Source organism: Virgibacillus sp. NKC19-3, from assembly GCF_019837165.1.
Classification (GTDB): Bacteria; Bacillota; Bacilli; order Bacillales; family Amphibacillaceae; genus Virgibacillus_L; species Virgibacillus_L saliphilus.
In genome coordinates, this window is record NZ_JAGYHC010000001.1 from 1,280,020 (window position 1) to 1,300,675 (window position 20,656).

Here is a 20,656-nt window from a genome sequence, read left to right on the forward strand (position 1 = left end):
TTGTGAACTAAAAATAAAATTATAGTTTTATTTGTTCTTCTAAATGATTGAATAAGCAGGACGAGATAAAACGGTGTATAACAAGGAGAAAAAGGAGTGTCAGCCTCATGACAAACATGGTGAAATTACAAGGGTTGCAAAAGAAGTTTGGTAGGTTTCAAGCGTTAAGCGATGTAACTTTCACGGTAGAGGAGGGAGAAGTTGTCGGGTTTATCGGGCCGAATGGCGCCGGTAAATCGACCACGATTCGTACGTTATTGGGAATTATTAAGCGTGACGGCGGGCAAGCGGAAATTTTCGGAAAGGATGTTTGGAAAGAAAGTTTGGAAATTCATAAACGTATTTCTTATGTACCAGGGGATGTTGCGCTTTGGGGGAGTCTAACTGGTGGAGAAATCATTGACTTGTTTATGAAGTTACATGGCGGTGGAGATAAACAAAAACGTGATTATTTAATCAAACGTTTTGAATTAGACCCGAAGAAAAAATCCAAAGGGTATTCGAAAGGGAACCGACAAAAAGTTGGTTTGATCGCAGCGCTATCCGTGGATTCGGATTTATATATATTTGATGAGCCGACTTCTGGCCTTGATCCATTGATGGAATCCGTTTTTCAGGAAGAAGTGGAGAAAATAAAGGAAGCAGGGAAATCCATTTTGCTGTCTTCTCATATTCTGAGTGAGGTAGAGCGTTTAGCTGATAGGGTTGTCATTATACGTCAGGGTGAAATTGTAGAAGCGGGGACATTGGATGAGTTACGGCATTTGACCCGTTCTGCTGTAACTTTAACAACAGAAGACGATGTTTCCAAAATGGAGTCTATTGAAGGTGTCCACGATTTCTCGCAAAAAGACAATCAGGCTACATTTTCTGCTGACAACAAATATATCAACCATATTTTAACAGAAGCAACCAAGCTGGGTGTGAAGAAGTTTGAAGCTGTTCCGCCGACGCTCGAAGATTTATTTATGCGTCACTATGAAGGTTAAGCGTAGATAGGGAGGTGAAAAGATGTTTAAAGAAAAATTTGCACGTTGGGATACACTATTTTTGCAATATATAAAGCGTGATTGGAAAAAAATGATTTTTTGGGTTCTTGGAATTGGCTTGTTTTCAGGGGCTTTTGTTCCGGCATTTGAAGAAATAGCAAAAGGGCAAGGTTTAATAGGCATGTATGAAACGTTGCAAAATCCAGCGATGATATCCATGGTCGGTCCAACGCCAATTGATACAGCAACTGATTACACATTAGGTGCCATGTATGCGCATGAGATGTTATTATTCTGCGGTTTGTTTGCGATGATTATGTCTGTCCTGCACGTGGTAGGGCACACACGTAAGGAGGAAGATCTTGGGCTGACGGAGCTTGTACGCTCATTTCAAATTGGGCGGCAGGCAAACTCGCTCGCGGCAATGGCAGAAGTTATTGTTATTAATGGGTTATTAGCACTGTTTATTAGCGGACTGCTCCAGATTTTTGGTGGAGATACGATTTCCGTCCAAGGCTCCATTTTATTTGGAACTTCTGTTGGAATAGCCGGTGTGATTGGAGCAGCTATTGGATTGGTGATGGCACAAATGATGCCTGCTTCATCCAGTGCGACAGGATCAGCTTTGGGTTTAGTTGGTCTACTTTATATTATTCGTGCTGGAACGGATGTATCAAATGTGGATTTCTCGATGTTTAATCCACTTAGCTGGACGTATCTGACTTATCCATTTACGGATAACAACTGGATGCCAATTATTTTCGCTTTGCTTTTCAGTGCAGTAATGGTGATCATTGCTTTTGCGCTGGAGGGCAGGCGTGATATGGGCGCAGGTTACCTGCCTGAAAGAGAAGGTAGAGAACATGCGAAACGGTCGTTATTGTCTGTGCGGGGACTGTTTATCCAATTGAATAAGGGAATCACAATCAGCTGGTTGATTGGTTTTATAGTGATGGGAGCAGCTTATGGATCCATTTATGGGGATATGCAAACATTTCTGGAAAGTAATGAGATGATGAGGCAAATGTTTGCGCAATCAGGAGTTTCTATTGAAGCGTCCTTTACTGGAACGATTATGATGGTCATGATGGGGCTAGTTTCTATTTTGCCGATTGTTATTGTGAATAAGCTTTTTGCTGAAGAAAGTCGATTGCATTTAAGTCAGCTTTACGCCACAAAAGTCACTCGCGGACAATTTTACTGGACAACAATTGGTTTAGCTATTGTTGCCGCGTTAATTGGAACGTTACTGGCTGCTGGCGGGCTTGGCGGTACAGCCTTATCCGTTATGGGGGATGAAGGCACAATGGATATTGCTGATTTTCTTGCAGCCGGCTACAACTTCCTGCCATCGGTTTTATTCTTTACAGGACTTGCAGCTTTAGCGCTTGGCTGGGCACCAAAGTTGGGTAAAGTAGTCTATGCGTATCTTGGCTATTCTTTTATCTTAAATTACTTTGGCGGTATTTTGGACTTACCGGAATGGTTCTCAAAAACAGCTATACAAAGCTGGATTCCACAAATGCCGATAGAAAGTTTCGATGCTCCGGTTTTTATTACGATAATGGTAATTAGTATTGCATTTATGATTATCGGTTATCTTGGTTATCATAGACGGGATATGATAGAAGGAGCTTAACTTCAAATAAAAAAGAAATATATGCAAGCTTGATAAGCCAATTTATTTCGAAATAAGTTGGCTTATTTTCGTTTGGTTTATAAACTTTCCGTGTATGTGATCTTTATTGTAAAAACACATGGGTCCTTGTTTATGTCAACTTTATACTTCCAAAGGAATACATGCTAAGGATAACATTGAAAGGAGCTTGCGTACATAATCGCGTTTAAATAAACATGGCAATCTAGTTGATCCAAAGTGCTTAAGCATGGTATAAGTGTAAAAGAACATTTTTGCTTACATGTTAACCTAGGCAGATAAGAGGCTGGGACAAAACAAAAGTGTTTAATTAAGAAGACGAATGTTATCAAAATTAGCGTAGGAAATATGCGGAGACTCCAGCGGGAGGGAAGGCATAGGTGAGACTCCGAAGTGCGATAGCACAAGGGGGCTCACCAGCCGCCCGCGGAAAGCGAAGTATATTTCCGAAGCGATGTATGTTCGGAATTTATTTGTTAAAAACACTTTTGTCCCAGTTTCTTCCTGTATAAGTGCAACTAAGATTGCCACGCAAAAGCTTGGGGATAACCAAGCTTTCTAGTATTCCATAATGAGAGGAATTTGAATATGATAGATAATTTTTGGCGTGCGTTACCACGGCCGTTTTTTATACTGGCACCAATGGAAGATGTGACGAATGTTGTTTTTCGTCATGTTGTAAGTGCGGCAGCCAGACCTGATGTGTTTTTTACAGAGTTCACAAACTCGGAAAGTTATTGTCATCCAGAGGGGGTTCACAGCGTGCGGGGGCGTTTGACTTTTACAGCGGATGAGCAACCGATTGTAGCCCATATATGGGGGGATAAACCTGAGTATTTTCGGCAAATGAGTATTGGTATGGCGGAGCAAGGGTTTCGCGGGTTGGATATCAATATGGGATGTCCCGTCCCAAATGTGGCTACAAAAGGGAAGGGATGTGGCCTAATCCGTCGTCCGGAAGTTGCAGCGGATTTAATACAAGCAGCAAAGGCAGGAGGATTGCCCGTAAGTGTGAAGACACGTCTTGGTTACACGAGTGTAGACGAATGGTACGACTGGCTGAGGCACCTATTGCAACAAGACATTGTTAATCTTTCTATCCATCTGCGTACGAAAAAGGAAATGAGTAAAGTAGATGCACATTGGGAGGTCATCCCGGAAATTAAGAAGCTTCGTGACGAGGTGGCACCCGATACACTATTAACGATCAATGGCGATATTCCGGATCGCCAAACTGGTTTGGAGCTCGTTCGCAAGTATGGAGTGGATGGAGTAATGATTGGGCGTGGTATTTTTAATAATCCATTTGCTTTTGAAAAGCAGCCCAAAGAACATAGCAGGAAGGAATTGCTTGATCTCTTAAGATTGCAGTTGGATCTTCATGATAAATATTCCGAATTGGAAGCTCGTCCGTTTAAGCCGCTTCGTCGCTTTTTTAAGATATATGTCCGTGGGTTTCGAGGGGCAAGTGAACTACGAGCGCAATTGATGCATACAAATTCAACAGATGATGTACGTGCATTGCTCGAATAACGTTTGAGTAAAAGACGGATGGGTACGGTAGAAGACCTCTCCATGTAAGGAGAGCGAACGCTTCGTTGTTATTTCAGAGATAGAAATGATTCTATGTATTGTCACTTTAAGCAGATCATTTCAGGAGGTAATTGTATGAAGGCGGATAAAATTTTGTCCTCTTTATGTTATTTCAGTGTCTTTTTTGCACCATTTTTATTTCCAATTATTATATTTATTATAGCGTCGGGGAATGTGAGGTATCATGCAGGAAAAGCTTTATGGACACATTTAGTCCCCTATCTTTCTTTTTTTATAGGTGTGGGAGCCTTGGTATTAAATGCTGGGAACCAAACAACAACGCTGATCATTATTTGCATGTTTACGTTGATCGGGATCTACTACATTATTTTAAATATTGTTAGGGGAATAAAGGTTTTACTAGAGAGTTAAATCACGAAAAAACATCAAATTTAGTTTAAAAACTTCGTATGATGGAACAGAACCAAGGAAATCGTTTGACGGATATAAGGAAGAGACATGTATACTTAACTTAAGAAGGTCGAACTCCGATTCACTAAGATACTTAAAAAGTATAAGGCTGGTGAGATTCTAGGAGAGTTGTTTAAGCAATAAAAAAGGAAAGGATACGATTTAGTATGGTGAATCATCAAGCAAAAGATTTAAAATTATCCATTTTGGATTTGGCGACCATGTATAACGGGGAATCAGCATGGCAAACATTACAAAATTCTACAGACCTCGTGCAGTTAGCCGATCGTCTTGGATATACTCGTTACTGGTTTGCGGAACATCATAATACCAAGTATCAAATGAGCACTTCTCCGGATTTATTAGGTGCTCATGCAGCAGCTGTGTCGAACAACATTCGTATTGGATCTGGCGGAATTATGCTGCCGAATCACAGTCCACTTAAGGTAGCAGAGAATTTCTCCATACTCGAAGCTCTGCATCCAGGTCGAATTGATCTTGGAATCGGGCGGGCGCCCGGGACGGATGGCCTGACAGCATTGGCATTAAGAAGGTCACGAGAAGCAGTGACTACCTATGATTTCCCGGAGCAATTGGATGAATTGCTTTCCTTTTTTTCGCATGCATTTCCAAATGATCATCCTTTTAAAGAAATCACGCCTTCACCGGATAAGCATTTGATTCCGGACATTTATATGCTTGGATCAAGTAATGGAGGAATGCAGTTCGCTTCACAGCATGGACTTGGCTTTGTATTTGCAGCTCACATATCTCCCCAATTAGCTGTACCAATGCTGCGAGCTTATCGTGAAAACTTCACACCATCTTCTTACATGCCTGAACCGAAAAGCGTGTTATCTATCATTGTCATTGCTGCAGAAACAGATGAAGAAGCTGAATATCTGGCAGGACCGGCAGAATTACAATGGGTACGATGGGGGACAGGAGAATTTCAACTGGCTCCTCCAACGCTTGAAGAGGCAAAGGCCCATGAATATACACCTCAGGAGGAAGATGTACGGAGAGAAAATAAAGGCCGCTTTGTGATAGGAAGCGTGGAAAAGGTAGAGAAGCAACTTAGGAAACTTGCGGAAGATGCGATGGTCGATGAAATCATGATATTGAACATGTTGACCGAAAAACACACACGGCACAGGTCTTATGAACTTTTGGCAGATGCGTTTAACCTTTCCCCTTCTAATCAATGATGAAAGGGTGAAGAAACGAAAGAGAGAAGGGTGCGAACCAACCAAATCACCAGAATGCATGCATGTATGAAAATGAGTCTTTGAAATTCTCTGTACTTTGCTTATGAGTTTATGAATGTTGACGAAATCTTGGTCGAACAGTGTCAGACACTGTTCGCTTTTCATATTTCATGATATAATATGGTCTTATAGTGACCTTATGTTTTTAAGGGGGTTAGAAATGAACAATGAACAAGCAGCTTCCGCGCAGAAGTTGGATAAAGCAATAACATCAAGTAATCACATTATCCGTGATCTTATATCACTTTTGAAATTAAAAGTACTCATCGCTAATGTTTTTCCGGTTTTCACCGGTTTCTGGTTAGCTGTTTACTTTACCGGTGGTTCTTTTGCAGCGCAATTGGATACATTTCTGTTAACGGTAATTGGAAGTACATTAATCATTGCAGGTGCACTTCTTTTTAATAATTGGTATGAGGTTGACCTTGATAAAGAAATGAAACGCACGCAAACACGTCCTACTGTAACTGGGAATTTTTCTCTACAGGCTGTATTCAAAATGGCAGCAGCATCTACAGGAATTGGGTTCATCCTAATGTTGTTTACAACGTTAGAAGCAGCGTTATATGCTGTGCTTGGATGGTTTGTCTATGTCGTATTATATACCCTATGGTCGAAACGAAAATATACACTCAATACGGTAATCGGTAGTTTATCGGGAGCATTTACACCTTTAATCGGATGGGCAGCAATAGATTCTGCTTTTCATATTGTACCAATGGTCTTGTTTCTTGTGTTGTTTATATGGCAAATACCACACACGTTTGCGATTGCAATCAAAAGACATGATGAATACAAAGCTGCAGGGGTACCGATGTTACCGGTTGTACATGGTTTTGCGTTTACCAAGCGGCAGATTGTTGTCTATGTTGCATGTTTACTTCCATTACCGCTGTTTTTAGCGACATTTGGCACAACCTTTATCGTACTGGCAACGTTGCTTAATGCTGGATTTTTATATTTAGCTATACGTGGATTTTTCACAAAAGATAATCGCAAATGGGCTCAAACAATTTTTATATACTCATTAAGCTATTTATTCGTTTTATTTCTGATAATGATTATCGCTACGTTACCTGTGTTTACTTAGTAATACCGTAAGAAAAACAATTCCAATGGAGGTATTTTGATGGTTATGATAAATAAAGGGGAAAATAAGTTTTATGTGGGAGACGATATAAAAGATCCATTGGCTGAGATTACGTTTATAGAAAATGGGGATAACCGGCTTGTCATTGATCATACTTATGTATCGGATGAGCTTCGTAGACAAGGTATTGCGGGAGAGTTAGTGGGAAAAGTAGTGATGCGCGCAAGAGAAAAAGGGAAAAAAATTCTGCCTTTATGCCCGTATGCCAAAAGTAAACTGGAAAAAACACCGGAATATCATGATATACTGGAGAATCAGTAAAAGAGATATAATAATCAGGACCTCTCTTGTGGGAGAGGTCCTGATTTTTTGTATTGGTGGGATAGTATAATAGGGATATGGCTGAGTTACGATGGCTAAAGGCTATCTAATCTGCCTTCCTCCCGTCAGACGTGGTCTGTCCCGAATTGGTACGGCGCCCCCCTGCTTTAGAAAGTTTCCTTCCGAACTGACACTTATCTTTCCCGATTTGAAATTCGTTATTTTATTACGCACGAGATCTACATTGAAAGATTTTCGTATTAGTGCTTAACTGATATAATGTTTACATGCTATTTTTTAACAATCCAATAACTACTACGGAAGATAATGATGTAAAAGATGAGGATTAGATTTTTCGACATTGGTTAAAGTAAACCTACCTATTATTTTAAGAACTAGAGGAGATCATTTATGTCTAATAGAAAAGAAGGAGACTCATTCGTTTATACGGTTAAGGAGCAAACAGAACTGTTGCCTTTTTTGCGGGAGGTAATGTCCAATCGCAGCCGAAATTCAGTGAAGTCTATACTCACCCGTGGCCAGGTTACGGTTGATGACCATATAGAAACAAAACATAATTATGCCCTTTACCCAGGGCAGACTATTACCATTTTAAAAAACAAGGCGGCAATAAAAGAAAGTGCATTAACAGGGATGTCGATTTTATACGAGGATGACGATATCATTGTTATTAATAAAGAGGCTGGCTTGCTTTCTATTGCTACTGAAAAGGAGAAGAAGCAAACGGCACACCATCAATTGATGGACTATGTTCGTCGTGAAGATGCCCAAAACCGGATTTTTGTGGTACATCGGCTTGATAAGGATACCTCAGGTGTTATGATGTTTGCGAAAAAGGAGCAAGTGAAGCAGATGCTGCAAGAGGACTGGAAGGAAACTGTTAGCGAACGGACTTACGCGGCGTTAGTGGAAGGGGAAATGGAAAAGAAAAAGGGATATGTTTCCTCATGGATAAAGGAAAGCAAAACCCATTTAATGTATTCCAGCCCAATGAAAAATGACGGACAACATGCCATTACCCATTATAAAGTTATTCAATCCAATAAAGATTTTTCATTACTGGAAATTAAGCTCGAAACAGGGCGGAAAAATCAAATTCGTGTACATATGCAAGATCTTGGCAATCCAGTTGTCGGTGATAAAAAATATGGATCTAAACAAAATACCATTAGACGACTTGGCCTCCATGCAACGGTGTTGGCTTTTCGGCATCCAACTACAGGTGAATTATTGCGATTTGAAGCGGATGTTCCGAAATCTTTTTTGGTTAAATCTAGGTGATGTTGAAGTTATTAACCTTGTCTATGATGCATAAACGGCAATACCAATGAACGTCGCATATAGTTTAGAATGGGGGATTAACATGAACGTCAGGATGGAAATAGCCTATCAAACACCCAAAGGGACAGAAACATTCTTCACTTCAGACCAAATGCGAGCGCCAAAAGCATTATTAATCGCGGAGGATATAGAAAGAACCGGTCGCATGAAACGTATACAATTTATCGATAGTAGGGAAACCACATGGAATTTCAAGGAATTAAAAAAACAGATGGAGGAAATAAAAACAGAAATACATAACGTGACGATTTTCTTTGATGGCGGCTTTGATTTGGAAACAAGAAATTCCGGGCTAGGCTTTGCGATCTACTATGAACAGCATGATAAATCATTTCGATTGCGAAAAAATGCATTGGTTGAGGAACTCTATACAAACAATGAAGCAGAATACGCTGCGTTGCATCTTGCATTAAAAGAATTAGAATTGCTTGGCGTCCATCATTTACCCGTTACTTTGATTGGTGATTCTCAAGTTGTCATCAATCAGTTAACAGCGGAATGGCCTTGTTATGAGGAAGAATTAGCAAAATGGGCGGATCGTATTGAGAATACAATTGATCAGTTGGGAAGAACCAACATATGAACTCATTTCTCGAAAAAAGAACCGGGAAGCAGATCACCTCGCTTCCCAGGCGCTACATGAAATTGAAATAGTGAGCACGAAAGAAATTGATCCTGAAAGAGAGTAAACATACTAGGATGAATGGGAAAGGTCATCGACGAACATTTTTCCCCATTAATCCTAGTATGTTTTTTATGGATTTAATTTTTTATATAGTACCTTGCAATAAACAATAGTTAGTTGTATAGTATTAATTAAGGTACTGTTTAATAAACAGTAGTGTAAATGAAATGAGGTGTGATTGATCTTGAACATACAATTCAAAAAAGGTGTATTAGAACTATGTGTTCTGGCACTTTTGGATAAACAAGATCGGTACGGTTATGAACTTGTACAGAAAATTTCTGATCGGATTGCCATATCTGAAGGCTCTGTATATCCGCTACTTCGAAGGCTGAAAACAGAAGAATACTTCACGACATATTTACAGGAATCCAAGGAAGGCCCTTCGCGTAAATATTACAGGTTGACAGATAAAGGAAGGGATTATCTTCAAAAACTAATCAAGGAATGGCAACAATTTTCGATTGGTGTGAATGAATTAATAAAGGAAGGTGTTCGTGGTGAATGAAGAGCAGTTCTTAAAAAAGATGGACGTAGCATTAAAAAAATTACCTGATGCAGAACGACTGGATATGTTAAACGATTTCCGGGAGCATTTTGCCATCGGGAAAGAAGAAGGAAAGACTGAGGAGGAGATTGCCAATAATTTGGGAACGCCTAATCAAATTGCAAAAGAATTATTGGCCACCTATTATTTGGAGAAAGTCGACGACGTTTCCACAACAGGTAATATTCTACGAGCCGTATGGGCCGTCATTGGGTTAGGATTCTTCAATTTAGTCATTGTGCTTGGACCATTTATAGCACTGGTAGTCGTCTTACTTACAGGCTGGGTGTCTGCAGTCGCATTCATTGCCACTCCATTAATGGTTGTCGCTAATTTGGCCATTTATCCGGATTCATTTCAGTACTTTGATTTATTTTTCTCGATCGCACTTGCGGGTCTCGGTTTATTGCTAGCAATTGGAATGGTGTATGCAACTCGTTTTATTTCTACTGGATTTGTGCGTTATTTGAATTACAATGTGAAACTTGTGAAGGGTGGTTTGAAGCATGGGTAATGTGAAAAAAATAATGGTTGTTGCTCTACTGTTAATACTCGTTGGTGTAGTAGGAAGTATTTTTACGTTTAATTTTCATGAACGGACGGCAGTTGCTGAGACGAAACAAGCGAATATAGATAATATAACAGCTATTGATATTCGGCTAGATAATGAAAAAGTAATCATGAAATCCACGGAAGAACCAAATGCAAGAGTGGAGCTTGAAGGAAGTACAGCAAGCGATAATAAAACGGAATTGGCTGTGAAGGAAAATGATAATACATTGTCCATTGAAACCAAGAAACAAAAAGAAAAACTATTCCAGCTTGATTGGGGAGGCCCTATGACACTGACCGTATACCTTCCTGAAAAAGCGTATGAATCGTTACTTGTAGATATAGATAATGGAAGCTTTCAAGCAGATGATCTAACGGTAGAAGCTATTGACGTATCAACAGACAACGGGGAAGTTGCAATGGCTAATATTGCAGCTGGGATGGTTAATGTGACATCTGACAATGGAAAAATAAAATTGGATCATGTAGATGGAGCCATCAACAGCAAGACAGATAACGGAGCAATTTCTCTTGTAACGGAGGGGCTTGATCGAAACCTTGATTTCTATACAGATAACGGGAGTATTACCATTCAGACAGCAGAAGAACCCACAAATGCAGTATTTGATGTGCGCGTAGATAACGGAAAAATTAACATCTTCGGCGATTCGGACTGGGATACTGTAACTGGGAATGGCGATAACGAGATTACATTAGCTACGGATAATGGAGATATTACGGTAGAGAAGTAGCCTTTCAGTCATTAGGAGGGACAATGGGACTGGGACAAAAATGTTTTTAACAAATAAATTCTGAACATACATCGCTTCTAAAAATATACTTCGCGCATCTTAGGGCGGCTGGTGAGCCCCCTTGTGCGCGTCGTGTTGCAAGTGACTTCGTGGGTCAGCACTCCATCGCAAAAAAAGATTGCTACCCGTGGCTTTAGGTGTCTTACCTATGCCTTTCCTCCCGCTGGAGTCTCCGCATATTTCCTACGCTAAGTTTGATAATGTTCGTCTTTTTAAGGAAACACGTTTGTCCCAGTCCCAATCGTTTTTCGCTGTGCTGGGACGAGGGACCTGTCCCTGCTGTCCCCCAACGAAAAGGCTGAATGGTTATGGAGTGATATGCCAATTCTATAATGGAGCTTTTTCCACAACACGCCCATTTCTCCCCTCTGTCGTTTCTGCATATTTGAGAGAGCGAATAATTGCTTCTTCCGTTGCCTCGGTAACAGCTTGAAATAATTGGTTCATTAATGGGTGATCATCACGTACACATGATATGGATTCGATAGCAGCCTTTTTGTTGTGATCATAGGTATTAGCAGTGGAAAACGCGATAGCAATATCGCCACTGCCATTATCCATATGGCTTCCGGTACGCGCAAGTCCAGCTGCGCAACGCTTGGCAAGGCGCTTTAACTGCCGATCGTAAAGCGGGGCATCTGTTGCTATGATTAGCATAATCGATCCATCAGGTGTATCGACATCGCGTTTCTCCCAATTTGCAAATAGTGCTTGCTCTCGTTTTCCAAAGTTACTTAAAACGAGACAACCCACTGTATAGACTTCTCCGTCTGCAGTTACTTCGCGTGATGCTGTTCCGATTCCGCCTTTATAACCAAAACAGATCATTCCTGTACCAGCTCCAACCGCACCTTCTAAGGAAGGTTTATTCGATGAACCTGTAATCGCTTGAACAGCATGCTTGGGCTTAATAGCCTGATGCCGGATAGAATTAAGATAGCTATCATTGCACTCACCGACAACAAGATTGATTGTACTGGTTGCATCGCCAATTTCCTTGTTTTCCTCAATCATGTATTGCAGGGCACCTTGCCACACTGCCCCGACACTAAATGTGTTTGTTAGCATGATTGGGGATTCTAATAGCCCCAGTTCTCCCATTTGAACAAGGCCTGTCGTTTTTCCATAGCCATTGAGGATAGCACTGGCTGCGCGCGTTTTTTGATTGAAAAGATCCCCGCCATGTGGAAGGATGGCGGAGACTCCTGTACAAATGGTAGTTGCATCGTCGACTTTTTCATATAATGTGACATGTCCAACTTTTACGTCCTGCACATCAGTAATGCAATTGGAATTTCCTGTTGGAAGCGGCATCGCTTGAGCTCCTTATTGGATAGTTTGTGATTGATTAATGTTATGTATATTATAACTGCTGATACAATACTGTCAATCGCTGATAAAAGCATCCGAACTGCTGATAAGATATGAGGTTCCACTGATAAAAGCTCCTCAACCGCCGATAAAGTATGCAGTTCCGCTGATAAAACATCGCCACCGTGAATAAATGTCAAACTGTCACCAGTACGTGAGCTCTACCTGTTATTTTGTGTGCTGGGACAAGGAACCTGTCCCCATGTCCCTTGCGTTTTCCAAGAATGCAGTGCTATACTGTAGTAAATGAAATATAAATGTTCCTTCAGGGTCGGGTGAAATTCCCAATCGGCGGTGATGAAATAAAATTCTTAGTCCGCGACCCGCACGGTTATAAAACCAAGCGGTGGATCTGGTGAAACTCCGGAACCGACAGTTACAGTCTGGATGGGAGAAGGAATTTTTTAATCAACGCGTATGTCTCTAATCGAAAAATGCATGGGTTTTCATGATGGTGTCCATGTATTATTGTTAGATATACCTTTTTCTTGTTGTTAAAAATTCTAACCTAGGTCTCTGAAGCGAATTCAGAGGCCTTTTCATCGTGAGGAGAGATAGTTTTGAATGATGAGGATTATATGCGTTATGCACTACAACTTGCTCAAGGAGTATCGGGACAGACAAGTCCGAACCCCCCGGTCGGTGCAGTTGTTGTGAAAGACGGTGCTATTGTTGGAATTGGCGCACATTTAAAAGCAGGGGAAGCTCATGCAGAAGTTCACGCACTTCAAATGGCGGGGGAGAACGCTCAAGGCGCAACGATATATGTCACGCTTGAACCATGTGCCCATTATGGAAGAACTCCACCGTGTGCGGATTTGATTGTTGAAAAAGGAGTAAAACGGGCGGTTATTGCAGTTGCTGATCCAAATGAAAAGGTAGCAGGTCAAGGTATACAAAAGCTTCGCGAAGCTAATGTGAACGTTGATCTCGGTGTGTTGCATAAGGAGGCTGAAGTAGTAAATGCCGTATTTTTCCATTATACCCAAACCAAGACTCCGTTTGTGACCGTAAAAGCTGCTGTCAGCTTGGATGGAAAAACAGCAACCGTAACAGGTGATAGCAAATGGATAACAGGGGAAAAGGCGCGGCATGATGTACATCACTATCGACATAGGCATGACGGGATTTTAATAGGGGTCAACACTGTAATTGCGGATAATCCGAAGCTTACGACAAGACTTTCCCATACGGGCAAAAATCCGGTACGCATCATTTTGGATACCAAGTTAAGAACACCGTTGGACGCCAATATAATTACAGATAATGAAGCCCTTACGTGGATTTTTACCGGGAAGCATGTGACGGAAAAAGAAATGGCCCCATTTTTGAAAAAACCTTGGGTAGATGTTATACAGCTGGAAGAAGAACAGATCGATGTAGATACAGTGTTGGACATTTTGGGGGAACGAAAAATCATGTCAGTCTTAGTAGAAGGTGGAGCTGAGGTTAATGGTTCTTTTTTAAAAAAGCTGCGAATGAATCAGTTGGTTATGTATATGGCCCCAAAGTTAATTGGCGGAATTGATGCACCGACTTCTTTTATGGGGGAAGGATTTAGGCTCATTTCAGAAGTTCCGGAACTAACGATAAAACAGGTCGAGATGATAGGTGAAGATATGAAAGTCACCGCTGAACCGAGAAAGGAAGTATCCGATGTTTACAGGAATAATTGAAGAAGTGGGTATCGTGAAACGCATGGAACATGTATCTGATCAGGCTGTTAAGCTAGAAATTGGATCTGATAACGTTATCGCTGATATAAGTACGGGAGATAGTATAGCAGTAAATGGCATTTGTCTGACTGTTACGGATTTCACTTCGGAACATTTTCAAGTGGATGCGATGCCTGAGACGATTACATCCACTTCCCTAAATGCACTAACGTTAGGATCCAAGGTGAATTTGGAAAGAGCCATGGCAGCAGATGGTAGATTCGGTGGCCATTTTGTTTCCGGTCATGTAGATGATACGGGAAGAATTATTCGAAAGGAAAAGCAGGAGAATGCGGTTTATTATGATATTCAAATTGCGAAAGAACTCACCCCGCTTTTCATTAAAAAAGGGTCGGTAGCGGTGGATGGAATTAGCTTGACTATTTTTCATGTGGAGAAGCATACATTTACGATATCATTAATCCCACATACTGTCTCAGAGACAACATTGGGTGAAAAACGAGAAGGGGATATCGTTAATATCGAATGTGATATGCTCGCTAAATATATACAGCAAATGCTGAAGCAGCAGGACAACCGCGAAATCTAATCAGGAAGTTATTATGTGAAAGAAGGGAAGCTTATGTTTCATACAATTGAAGAAGCTATATCAGATTTACAAGTAGGAAAACCGGTTATCGTTGTAGATGATGAGAATAGGGAAAACGAAGGTGACTTAGTTGCATTATCGCAATATGCAACACCGGAAATGATTAACTTTATGATTACACATGCAAGAGGACTTGTGTGTACACCGATTAAAGCGGATCTGGCTGATAAACTCGGTCTGTCTTTAATGACAAGTCAGGAAACAGATCCATTTGGTACAGCTTTTACCGTATCGATCGATCACAAGGATACGACAACAGGAATTAGTGCTAACGATCGATCTCAAACCATTCAAGCACTCATCCATTCAGATGTAGAGGCAACAGACTTTAAACGTCCAGGACATGTTTTCCCATTAATTGCAAAAGAAGGCGGTGTCTTGAGGCGGCCCGGTCATACGGAAGCTTCTGTAGATTTAGCATCACTAAGCGGTGCATTTCCATCAAGTGTCATTTGCGAAATTATAAAAGATAATGGTGAAATGGCGAGGGTGCCTGAATTAAAGAAAATGGCGGAAGCATTTGATTTGAAAATGGTAACTATTGAAGCATTAATCGATTATCGAAAAAATAAATCAAACCATATTAAGCGAGAAGTAGAAACCATTTTACCGACTGACTTCGGGGCATTTAAAATATTCGGCTATACAGAAGACCAGGGTGATAAAGAACATATTGCGCTAGTAAAAGGAGATATTGATTCTCATTCAGATGAGGCAATTCTGACACGGATTCATTCGGAGTGTCTTACAGGAGATGTTTTTGGATCCCATCGCTGTGATTGTGGTCCGCAGCTCCATCAAGCACTGAAAGAAATGGAAGAAGCTGGACGGGGCGTTCTCATTTATATGCGCCAAGAGGGGCGAGGTATTGGACTGATCAACAAACTCCGTGCCTATAAACTGCAGGATGAAGGCTTTGATACAGTAGAGGCCAATGAACAGCTGGGCTTTGCACCAGACCTGCGAAAATATGATGTTAGTGCACAAATTTTAAAGGATTTGGGAGTAAAAAATATTCACCTTTTAACCAATAACCCGGAAAAAGTAAAAGCGCTGGAATCGTTTGGGATAACGATTCAATCACGTCTACCCATACAAACAAATATGTGGGAAGAAAATGAAAACTACATGAGAACAAAATATGCGAAATTAGGACACTTACTATCATTCCATCACGAATAGGGGGAAAGTGATAATGGGAAAAACATTTGAAGGAAATCTGGTCGGCAGTAATTTGAAAATAGGTGTTGTCGTAGGTAGATTCAATGAATTGATTACTGCTAAATTACTAGATGGCGCCGTTGGGACACTGAAAAGACATGGGTTGACGGATGATAATATAGATGTTGCATGGGTTCCGGGGGCATTTGAGATACCTTTAATTGCCAGGAAAATGGCAAACAATCCAACCTATGATGCAGTGATTACATTAGGAACGGTAATCCGAGGGTCAACGCCGCATTTTGACTATGTATGTAATGAAACTGCAAAAGGCGTATCCCATGCATCTGTTCAATCTGAAAAGCCGGTAATCTTTGGAATTCTTACAACAGAAACAATTGAGCAAGCAGTGGAACGCGCAGGAACGAAGGCTGGAAATAAAGGGGCAGAAGCAGCAGTGTCGGCCATTGAAATGGCAAACCTGATAAAAATCATCGAGGCGTAAAGAAAAGCCGGGAAAGCGACGTTGTTTACCTTTCCTGGCTTTTTCGATGGAAAATCTACTATGAATACGATAAACTAATGGGAAGGCTATTTGAATCGGGGGGAGTTTACCATCAAACTATTAGTTGCACAATGTATTATTATAGCTGTCATTTGGGCAGGGATGGCATTCTTTTTTTCTGATATGAATACAGTGAGTCAAATAATATTTTACATTGTAACGTCTTGGCTTCTGTTCTTAATCGTTGTCACCGTTAGAACGTGGATCAGTAATAAAAAGAAACATAACTAGCTGTTGAATTTAAGCGTGAGGAAGGGTTTATCAAATGCTTACCATTGAAAATTTATATAAATCATATGGGGAAAAGATTTTATTTAATGATATTTCATGTACGATAGGGACGCAGGAGCGTATTGGTCTAATTGGTGTTAATGGCACGGGCAAGTCCAGTTTTTTAAAAGCAATAGCCCACGAAGATACACCTGATAAGGGGACGATTAAACATCCAAAAGATTACCATATTGAATATCTTCCTCAAGATCCGGAACTTGATGGAAGTTTAACGGTTATTGAACAAATTTATTATGGTAATTCTGCCATAATGCAGGTCATGCGTGACTATGAGCGAGCACTTTACAACTTGCAAAATAACCCCAATAATGACGATGTCCAGTCCTATTTGCTTAAAATGCAGCAAAAGATGGACGAGTATGAAGCTTGGGATGCGAACACCGCTGCAAAAACGGTGCTTACGAAGCTAGGAATTACAAGTTTCGATAAAAGGGTTTCGGAGCTTTCTGGCGGGCAGCGAAAGCGTGTGGCAATAGCAAAAGCGCTTATTCAACCAGCGGATCTATTAATATTGGATGAGCCGACCAACCATTTGGATAATGAAACGGTCGAGTGGTTGGAGAAATTCTTGCAAGGATATAAAGGCTCTCTGTTGCTCGTTACCCATGATAGATACTTTTTAAATCGGGTAACCAATAAGATTTTCGAGCTGGACAAGGGGAATTTATATGTCTATGAAGGAAATTATGAAGTATTTTTAGAAAAAAAGGCAGAGCGTGAAGAGCTGGAAGCAAGTAATGAGCAGAAGCATCAAAATACGCTAAGACGCGAAATTGCCTGGTTAAAACGTGGTGTAAAAGCCAGAGGGACAAAACAAAAGGCAAGAATAGACCGCGTTTCTGAAATGAAGAAGACTACTTTTGACACGGAGAAGCAGGATGTTGATTTTCAAGTTGGATCTACACGTTTAGGAAAACAAGTCATTGAGTTGGAAGCTATTGAAAAATCCTATGACAATAAGACGCTGTTGAAGCATTTTAGTCATCTGGTTGTGCCACATGATCGGATCGGAATTGTTGGACCAAATGGTTCCGGGAAAACGACATTACTCCATATAATGGCGGAGCGCATAACCCCTGATCAAGGTGAAGTTAAAATAGGAGAAACAGTTAAAATTGGCTATTATACCCAAGGTGAGGAAGAACTGGACGGAAATATGCGGGTCATTGACTATATTAAAGAGGTTGCTGAAGTTGTTCATACGAAAGATCAATCAGTGGTTACTGCTGAGCAGATGCTGGAGCGATTTTTATTTTCCAGACCGGAACAATGGACGTATATCCGCAGGCTTTCCGGCGGGGAAAAACGACGCTTGTATTTGCTTAAAGTACTAATGGAGGAACCAAATGTTTTATTTTTGGATGAGCCAACAAATGATTTGGATACACAAACACTAAGCGTACTGGAAGATTATTTGGAGCAATTCCCTGGTGTAGTGATTACGGTATCCCACGATCGTTACTTTTTGGATCGGGTAGTGGATCAGTTGCTTGTGTTTACAGGTTATGGTGAAGTAAAGCGTTACTTTGGAAATTATAGTGCATATTTAGAAGAGGTCCAGGAGGTTCCAGAGAAGCAAACAAAGCCTGATAAAGTGGAACAACGACCAAAAAACAGAAGAAAAAGCTCTCCTACCATGAGCAAAAAGAGTGGAACCAGATTGAGGATCAGATCATGGAGCTTGAGGAAAAGATAGAAGCATTACAGCAGGAGATTGCAGAAGCAGGCAGTAATTCAGAAAAGGTTCAGGAATTATTTGCCGAACAGGAGAAGAAAGAAGCGGAACTTGAAGTGAAAATGGAGCGCTGGGAAGAGCTGTCATTGATGGTGGAGGAATTGGCAAACAAATAGGATTTACCTGAATAAGATTGAGGGTATGGATACAAGCTACTATTAATATCTTATTTAGGTGGTATATCCTATGAGTGAAACCCAATTGTATCAACGAATTTATGATTTGAAGGAACAACTTAGTAACGCTTATTCGGAGTACTGGCATCTCTATTCGGGTATGAGTACATGGTTTTTTTGGTTTAACCTAGTAAGTGTTGTGATACCATTTGTTATTCTCTATTTTGCAGTTGATAGGGAGAGGTTATTCGAGATCTCTTTTTTTGGTTATACGGTGCATTTGCTATGGTTAAATGTGGATATTTTTTTAACCGCAGAAAATTATCTCATCCATCCGCATACCATCATCGGATTTATCCCATCTGGGATTACTGTAACGGCCGTTATACTTCCAATAACTTTTATGTTGCTATATCAATATTGTACCAATAAGGGTAAAAATTTTTACCTTTATACTGTAGTGGTTTCCTTTATTTTTGCGTATGGGTTTGGAGGCATATCCACTACTGTTGACTTATTGCGAATGCATAATGGGATGAATTTCTTGTATTTGTCGTTTATCAATATAGCAGTTTCCCTCCTCGCTCTGTGGATGACAAAGCTTTTCCTTAAAATAAAGAAAACGGAAAGAAAAATATAAAATTCTTTTGGATCTTCCATTTCAATTTCCTTCCATATCGATTAAACTAAGGGTAGAAAAAGAAAAATGAGGGATACATCCATGCAGCAAATATATAGCGATATTATACAGTTTCGGGGAAGTCATTATGATTTTGGCTATATGCAGGGAGAATTATTAAAGGATTCTATGATAATAACAAATCGCAGGAAGCAATGGAAGGTTAGAAAGCAACGTTTTTCTATTCATGAAAATGAAGTAAAACAAGCGATTGAAAAGGTTGCACCGGGAATTTGGGAAGAGCTGATTGGTTTACGCGATGGTCTGCAAATGTCGATGGAAGAGGTTTTAAAAGAATTCGGCGGATATCGACTTGACTACGTGAAGAGTGGATGTTCCATTTTTACCGGATCTGATTATATGGTCCGAAATTATGATTTCCATCCAAGAACATATGAAGGACGTTATACGATTTTTCAACCGGATGATCAGGGGTATGCCGTTATTGGGCCTTCTCAGCGGATTACAGGACGAATGGATGGCATGAATGAAAAAGGGCTTGCAATGGGCTATAATTTTATCCATCGAAGAAAACCCGGTGAGGGTTTTATCTGTAATATGATCGGTAGAATGGTCCTGGAGAACTGCGCCACTGCCTCCGAGGCAATCTCGCTCTTGAAGGAAATACCACATCGTCACTCATTTAGTTATATTGTGTTGGATGAAAATGAAGAAACATTTGTTATCGAAGCTACACCCAGAGGGGTGGAAGTACGCACGTCAAATGTTTGTACCAATCATTTCGAAGTATTAAAAGAAGAAAATCGCCATCATTTAGATGATTCTTATAAACGAATGCAAGCAATCAAGCAGCAGCAAGATAAGGTTACGGATGAATACCGTGCATTTCGAATGTTGAATGATACAGATAAAGGCATTTTTTCCGATAAATATAAGCATTGGGCAGGAACTATTCATACATCTGCTTATTTTCCAAAGCAAAAGAAAGCATGGTTTGCCTTAGGTGGTGACCGTAAGCCGGTTATTTTTGATTTTGACAGATGGCTTCGTGGAGAGCGAGTTACAACAAAACGGATCTTAGGGGAAGTTGATACGGATCTGTCATTCGGTCACATGAATGAAGTTGTACGATGATTTGGGATAATTAGAGCTAATTTCTGCTTAT

At 40.5% G+C, this 20,656-nt stretch carries 18 protein-coding genes, 2 pseudogenes and 1 riboswitch; of the genes and pseudogenes, 19 read left to right on the forward strand and 1 reads right to left on the reverse strand.

Annotated features, from left to right (window positions below; translation table 11 throughout):
- Nucleotides 1–107 precede the first annotated feature (107 nt).
- The 12 genes and pseudogenes from KFZ56_RS06295 (at nucleotide 108) to KFZ56_RS06350 (ending at nucleotide 11,227) form a co-directional block, all read left to right on the forward strand.
- Nucleotides 108–989 carry an ABC transporter ATP-binding protein gene (locus KFZ56_RS06295; protein ID WP_222640991.1) on the forward strand — a complete coding sequence of 294 codons (882 nt, stop codon included), beginning with the start codon at nucleotides 108–110 and terminating at the stop codon, nucleotides 987–989.
- A gap of 22 nt (nucleotides 990–1,011) precedes the next feature.
- Nucleotides 1,012–2,628 (forward strand): ABC transporter permease, encoded by a 1,617-nt coding sequence (locus KFZ56_RS06300; protein WP_222640992.1) that lies wholly within the window; start codon nucleotides 1,012–1,014, stop codon nucleotides 2,626–2,628.
- Nucleotides 2,629–3,234: 606 nt separating this feature from the next.
- On the forward strand, nucleotides 3,235–4,179 hold the full coding sequence (locus tag KFZ56_RS06305) for a tRNA dihydrouridine synthase (RefSeq protein WP_222640993.1): 945 nt from the start codon (nucleotides 3,235–3,237) through the stop codon (nucleotides 4,177–4,179).
- A 135-nt stretch (nucleotides 4,180–4,314) separates the two neighbouring features.
- Entirely contained in the window at nucleotides 4,315–4,611 is a 297-nt protein-coding gene (locus KFZ56_RS06310) for a magnetosome magnetite crystal formation protein family (RefSeq protein WP_222640994.1), read from the forward strand.
- 206 nt (nucleotides 4,612–4,817) lie between these two features.
- A complete protein-coding gene (locus KFZ56_RS06315) occupies nucleotides 4,818–5,858 on the forward strand; it encodes an LLM class flavin-dependent oxidoreductase (RefSeq protein ID WP_222640995.1) in 1,041 nt (346 codons plus the stop codon).
- Nucleotides 5,859–6,078: 220 nt separating this feature from the next.
- On the forward strand, nucleotides 6,079–7,008 hold the full coding sequence (cyoE, locus tag KFZ56_RS06320; RefSeq protein WP_222640996.1) for a heme o synthase: 930 nt from the start codon (nucleotides 6,079–6,081) through the stop codon (nucleotides 7,006–7,008).
- A gap of 39 nt (nucleotides 7,009–7,047) precedes the next feature.
- Nucleotides 7,048–7,329, forward strand: a complete 282-nt coding sequence (locus KFZ56_RS06325; RefSeq protein ID WP_222640998.1) for a GNAT family N-acetyltransferase — start codon at nucleotides 7,048–7,050, stop codon at nucleotides 7,327–7,329.
- A gap of 411 nt (nucleotides 7,330–7,740) precedes the next feature.
- Complete coding sequence (locus KFZ56_RS06330) at nucleotides 7,741–8,631, forward strand: RluA family pseudouridine synthase (RefSeq protein ID WP_222640999.1); 891 nt, start codon at nucleotides 7,741–7,743, stop codon at nucleotides 8,629–8,631.
- An 82-nt stretch (nucleotides 8,632–8,713) separates the two neighbouring features.
- A pseudogene (locus KFZ56_RS06335) lies at nucleotides 8,714–9,380 on the forward strand (reverse transcriptase-like protein).
- A 180-nt stretch (nucleotides 9,381–9,560) separates the two neighbouring features.
- The gene (locus KFZ56_RS06340; RefSeq protein WP_222641000.1) at nucleotides 9,561–9,884 is read left to right on the forward strand and encodes a PadR family transcriptional regulator; all 324 of its coding nucleotides are present in this window, start codon (nucleotides 9,561–9,563) and stop codon (nucleotides 9,882–9,884) included.
- Nucleotides 9,877–10,437, forward strand: coding sequence for an HAAS signaling domain-containing protein (locus tag KFZ56_RS06345; RefSeq protein WP_222643912.1), 561 nt, complete (start codon nucleotides 9,877–9,879; stop codon nucleotides 10,435–10,437). The genes KFZ56_RS06340 and KFZ56_RS06345 overlap by 8 nt, the downstream gene beginning before the upstream one ends.
- Nucleotides 10,430–11,227, forward strand: a complete 798-nt coding sequence (locus KFZ56_RS06350; protein ID WP_222641001.1) for a DUF4097 family beta strand repeat-containing protein — start codon at nucleotides 10,430–10,432, stop codon at nucleotides 11,225–11,227. Before KFZ56_RS06345 ends, KFZ56_RS06350 begins: the two co-directional genes overlap by 8 nt.
- Nucleotides 11,228–11,614: 387 nt before the next feature.
- On the opposite strand, the gene KFZ56_RS06355 is transcribed toward KFZ56_RS06350, so the two are convergent.
- Nucleotides 11,615–12,601: a DmpA family aminopeptidase gene (locus tag KFZ56_RS06355; RefSeq protein ID WP_222641002.1), complete on the reverse strand. Its 987-nt coding sequence runs from the start codon at nucleotides 12,599–12,601 to the stop codon at nucleotides 11,615–11,617.
- A 314-nt stretch (nucleotides 12,602–12,915) separates the two neighbouring features.
- Nucleotides 12,916–13,061, forward strand: a riboswitch (FMN riboswitch).
- A gap of 157 nt (nucleotides 13,062–13,218) precedes the next feature.
- Here KFZ56_RS06355 and ribD point away from each other — a divergent pair.
- The 7 genes and pseudogenes from ribD (at nucleotide 13,219) to KFZ56_RS06390 (ending at nucleotide 20,625) form a co-directional block, all read left to right on the forward strand.
- On the forward strand, nucleotides 13,219–14,334 hold the full coding sequence (gene ribD, locus KFZ56_RS06360) for a bifunctional diaminohydroxyphosphoribosylaminopyrimidine deaminase/5-amino-6-(5-phosphoribosylamino)uracil reductase RibD (RefSeq protein WP_222641003.1): 1,116 nt from the start codon (nucleotides 13,219–13,221) through the stop codon (nucleotides 14,332–14,334).
- Nucleotides 14,315–14,923 carry a riboflavin synthase gene (ribE, locus tag KFZ56_RS06365; RefSeq protein ID WP_222641005.1) on the forward strand — a complete coding sequence of 203 codons (609 nt, stop codon included), beginning with the start codon at nucleotides 14,315–14,317 and terminating at the stop codon, nucleotides 14,921–14,923. The genes ribD and ribE overlap by 20 nt, the downstream gene beginning before the upstream one ends.
- A 33-nt stretch (nucleotides 14,924–14,956) precedes the next feature.
- Nucleotides 14,957–16,165, forward strand: coding sequence for a bifunctional 3,4-dihydroxy-2-butanone-4-phosphate synthase/GTP cyclohydrolase II (locus tag KFZ56_RS06370; RefSeq protein ID WP_222641006.1), 1,209 nt, complete (start codon nucleotides 14,957–14,959; stop codon nucleotides 16,163–16,165).
- 13 nt (nucleotides 16,166–16,178) lie between these two features.
- On the forward strand, nucleotides 16,179–16,649 hold the full coding sequence (gene ribH / locus KFZ56_RS06375; RefSeq protein ID WP_222641007.1) for a 6,7-dimethyl-8-ribityllumazine synthase: 471 nt from the start codon (nucleotides 16,179–16,181) through the stop codon (nucleotides 16,647–16,649).
- A gap of 325 nt (nucleotides 16,650–16,974) precedes the next feature.
- Nucleotides 16,975–18,851, forward strand: a pseudogene (locus tag KFZ56_RS06380) (ABC-F family ATP-binding cassette domain-containing protein).
- A gap of 70 nt (nucleotides 18,852–18,921) precedes the next feature.
- Nucleotides 18,922–19,491 (forward strand): hypothetical protein, encoded by a 570-nt coding sequence (locus tag KFZ56_RS06385; protein ID WP_222641008.1) that lies wholly within the window; start codon nucleotides 18,922–18,924, stop codon nucleotides 19,489–19,491.
- An 81-nt stretch (nucleotides 19,492–19,572) separates the two neighbouring features.
- Nucleotides 19,573–20,625 carry a C45 family autoproteolytic acyltransferase/hydrolase gene (locus tag KFZ56_RS06390; RefSeq protein WP_222641009.1) on the forward strand — a complete coding sequence of 351 codons (1,053 nt, stop codon included), beginning with the start codon at nucleotides 19,573–19,575 and terminating at the stop codon, nucleotides 20,623–20,625.
- Nucleotides 20,626–20,656 lie beyond the last annotated feature (31 nt).

Excerpts from the sequence above, each read along its gene's own strand:
- KFZ56_RS06295 (WP_222640991.1), top strand. The coding sequence starts at position 108 with ATGACAAACATGGTGAAATTACAAGGGTTGCAAAAGAAGTTTGGTAGG.
- KFZ56_RS06300 (WP_222640992.1), top strand. The coding sequence starts at position 1,012 with ATGTTTAAAGAAAAATTTGCACGTTGGGATACACTATTTTTGCAATAT.
- KFZ56_RS06305 (WP_222640993.1), top strand. The coding sequence starts at position 3,235 with ATGATAGATAATTTTTGGCGTGCGTTACCACGGCCGTTTTTTATACTG.
- KFZ56_RS06310 (WP_222640994.1), top strand. The coding sequence starts at position 4,315 with ATGAAGGCGGATAAAATTTTGTCCTCTTTATGTTATTTCAGTGTCTTT.
- KFZ56_RS06315 (WP_222640995.1), top strand. The coding sequence starts at position 4,818 with ATGGTGAATCATCAAGCAAAAGATTTAAAATTATCCATTTTGGATTTG.
- cyoE (WP_222640996.1), top strand. The coding sequence starts at position 6,079 with ATGAACAATGAACAAGCAGCTTCCGCGCAGAAGTTGGATAAAGCAATA.
- KFZ56_RS06325 (WP_222640998.1), top strand. The coding sequence starts at position 7,048 with ATGGTTATGATAAATAAAGGGGAAAATAAGTTTTATGTGGGAGACGAT.
- KFZ56_RS06330 (WP_222640999.1), top strand. The coding sequence starts at position 7,741 with ATGTCTAATAGAAAAGAAGGAGACTCATTCGTTTATACGGTTAAGGAG.
- KFZ56_RS06350 (WP_222641001.1), top strand. The coding sequence starts at position 10,430 with ATGGGTAATGTGAAAAAAATAATGGTTGTTGCTCTACTGTTAATACTC.
- KFZ56_RS06355 (WP_222641002.1), bottom strand. The coding sequence starts at position 12,601 with ATGCCGCTTCCAACAGGAAATTCCAATTGCATTACTGATGTGCAGGAC.
- ribE (WP_222641005.1), top strand. The coding sequence starts at position 14,315 with ATGTTTACAGGAATAATTGAAGAAGTGGGTATCGTGAAACGCATGGAA.
- KFZ56_RS06370 (WP_222641006.1), top strand. The coding sequence starts at position 14,957 with ATGTTTCATACAATTGAAGAAGCTATATCAGATTTACAAGTAGGAAAA.
- ribH (WP_222641007.1), top strand. The coding sequence starts at position 16,179 with ATGGGAAAAACATTTGAAGGAAATCTGGTCGGCAGTAATTTGAAAATA.
- KFZ56_RS06385 (WP_222641008.1), top strand. The coding sequence starts at position 18,922 with ATGAGTGAAACCCAATTGTATCAACGAATTTATGATTTGAAGGAACAA.
- KFZ56_RS06390 (WP_222641009.1), top strand. The coding sequence starts at position 19,573 with ATGCAGCAAATATATAGCGATATTATACAGTTTCGGGGAAGTCATTAT.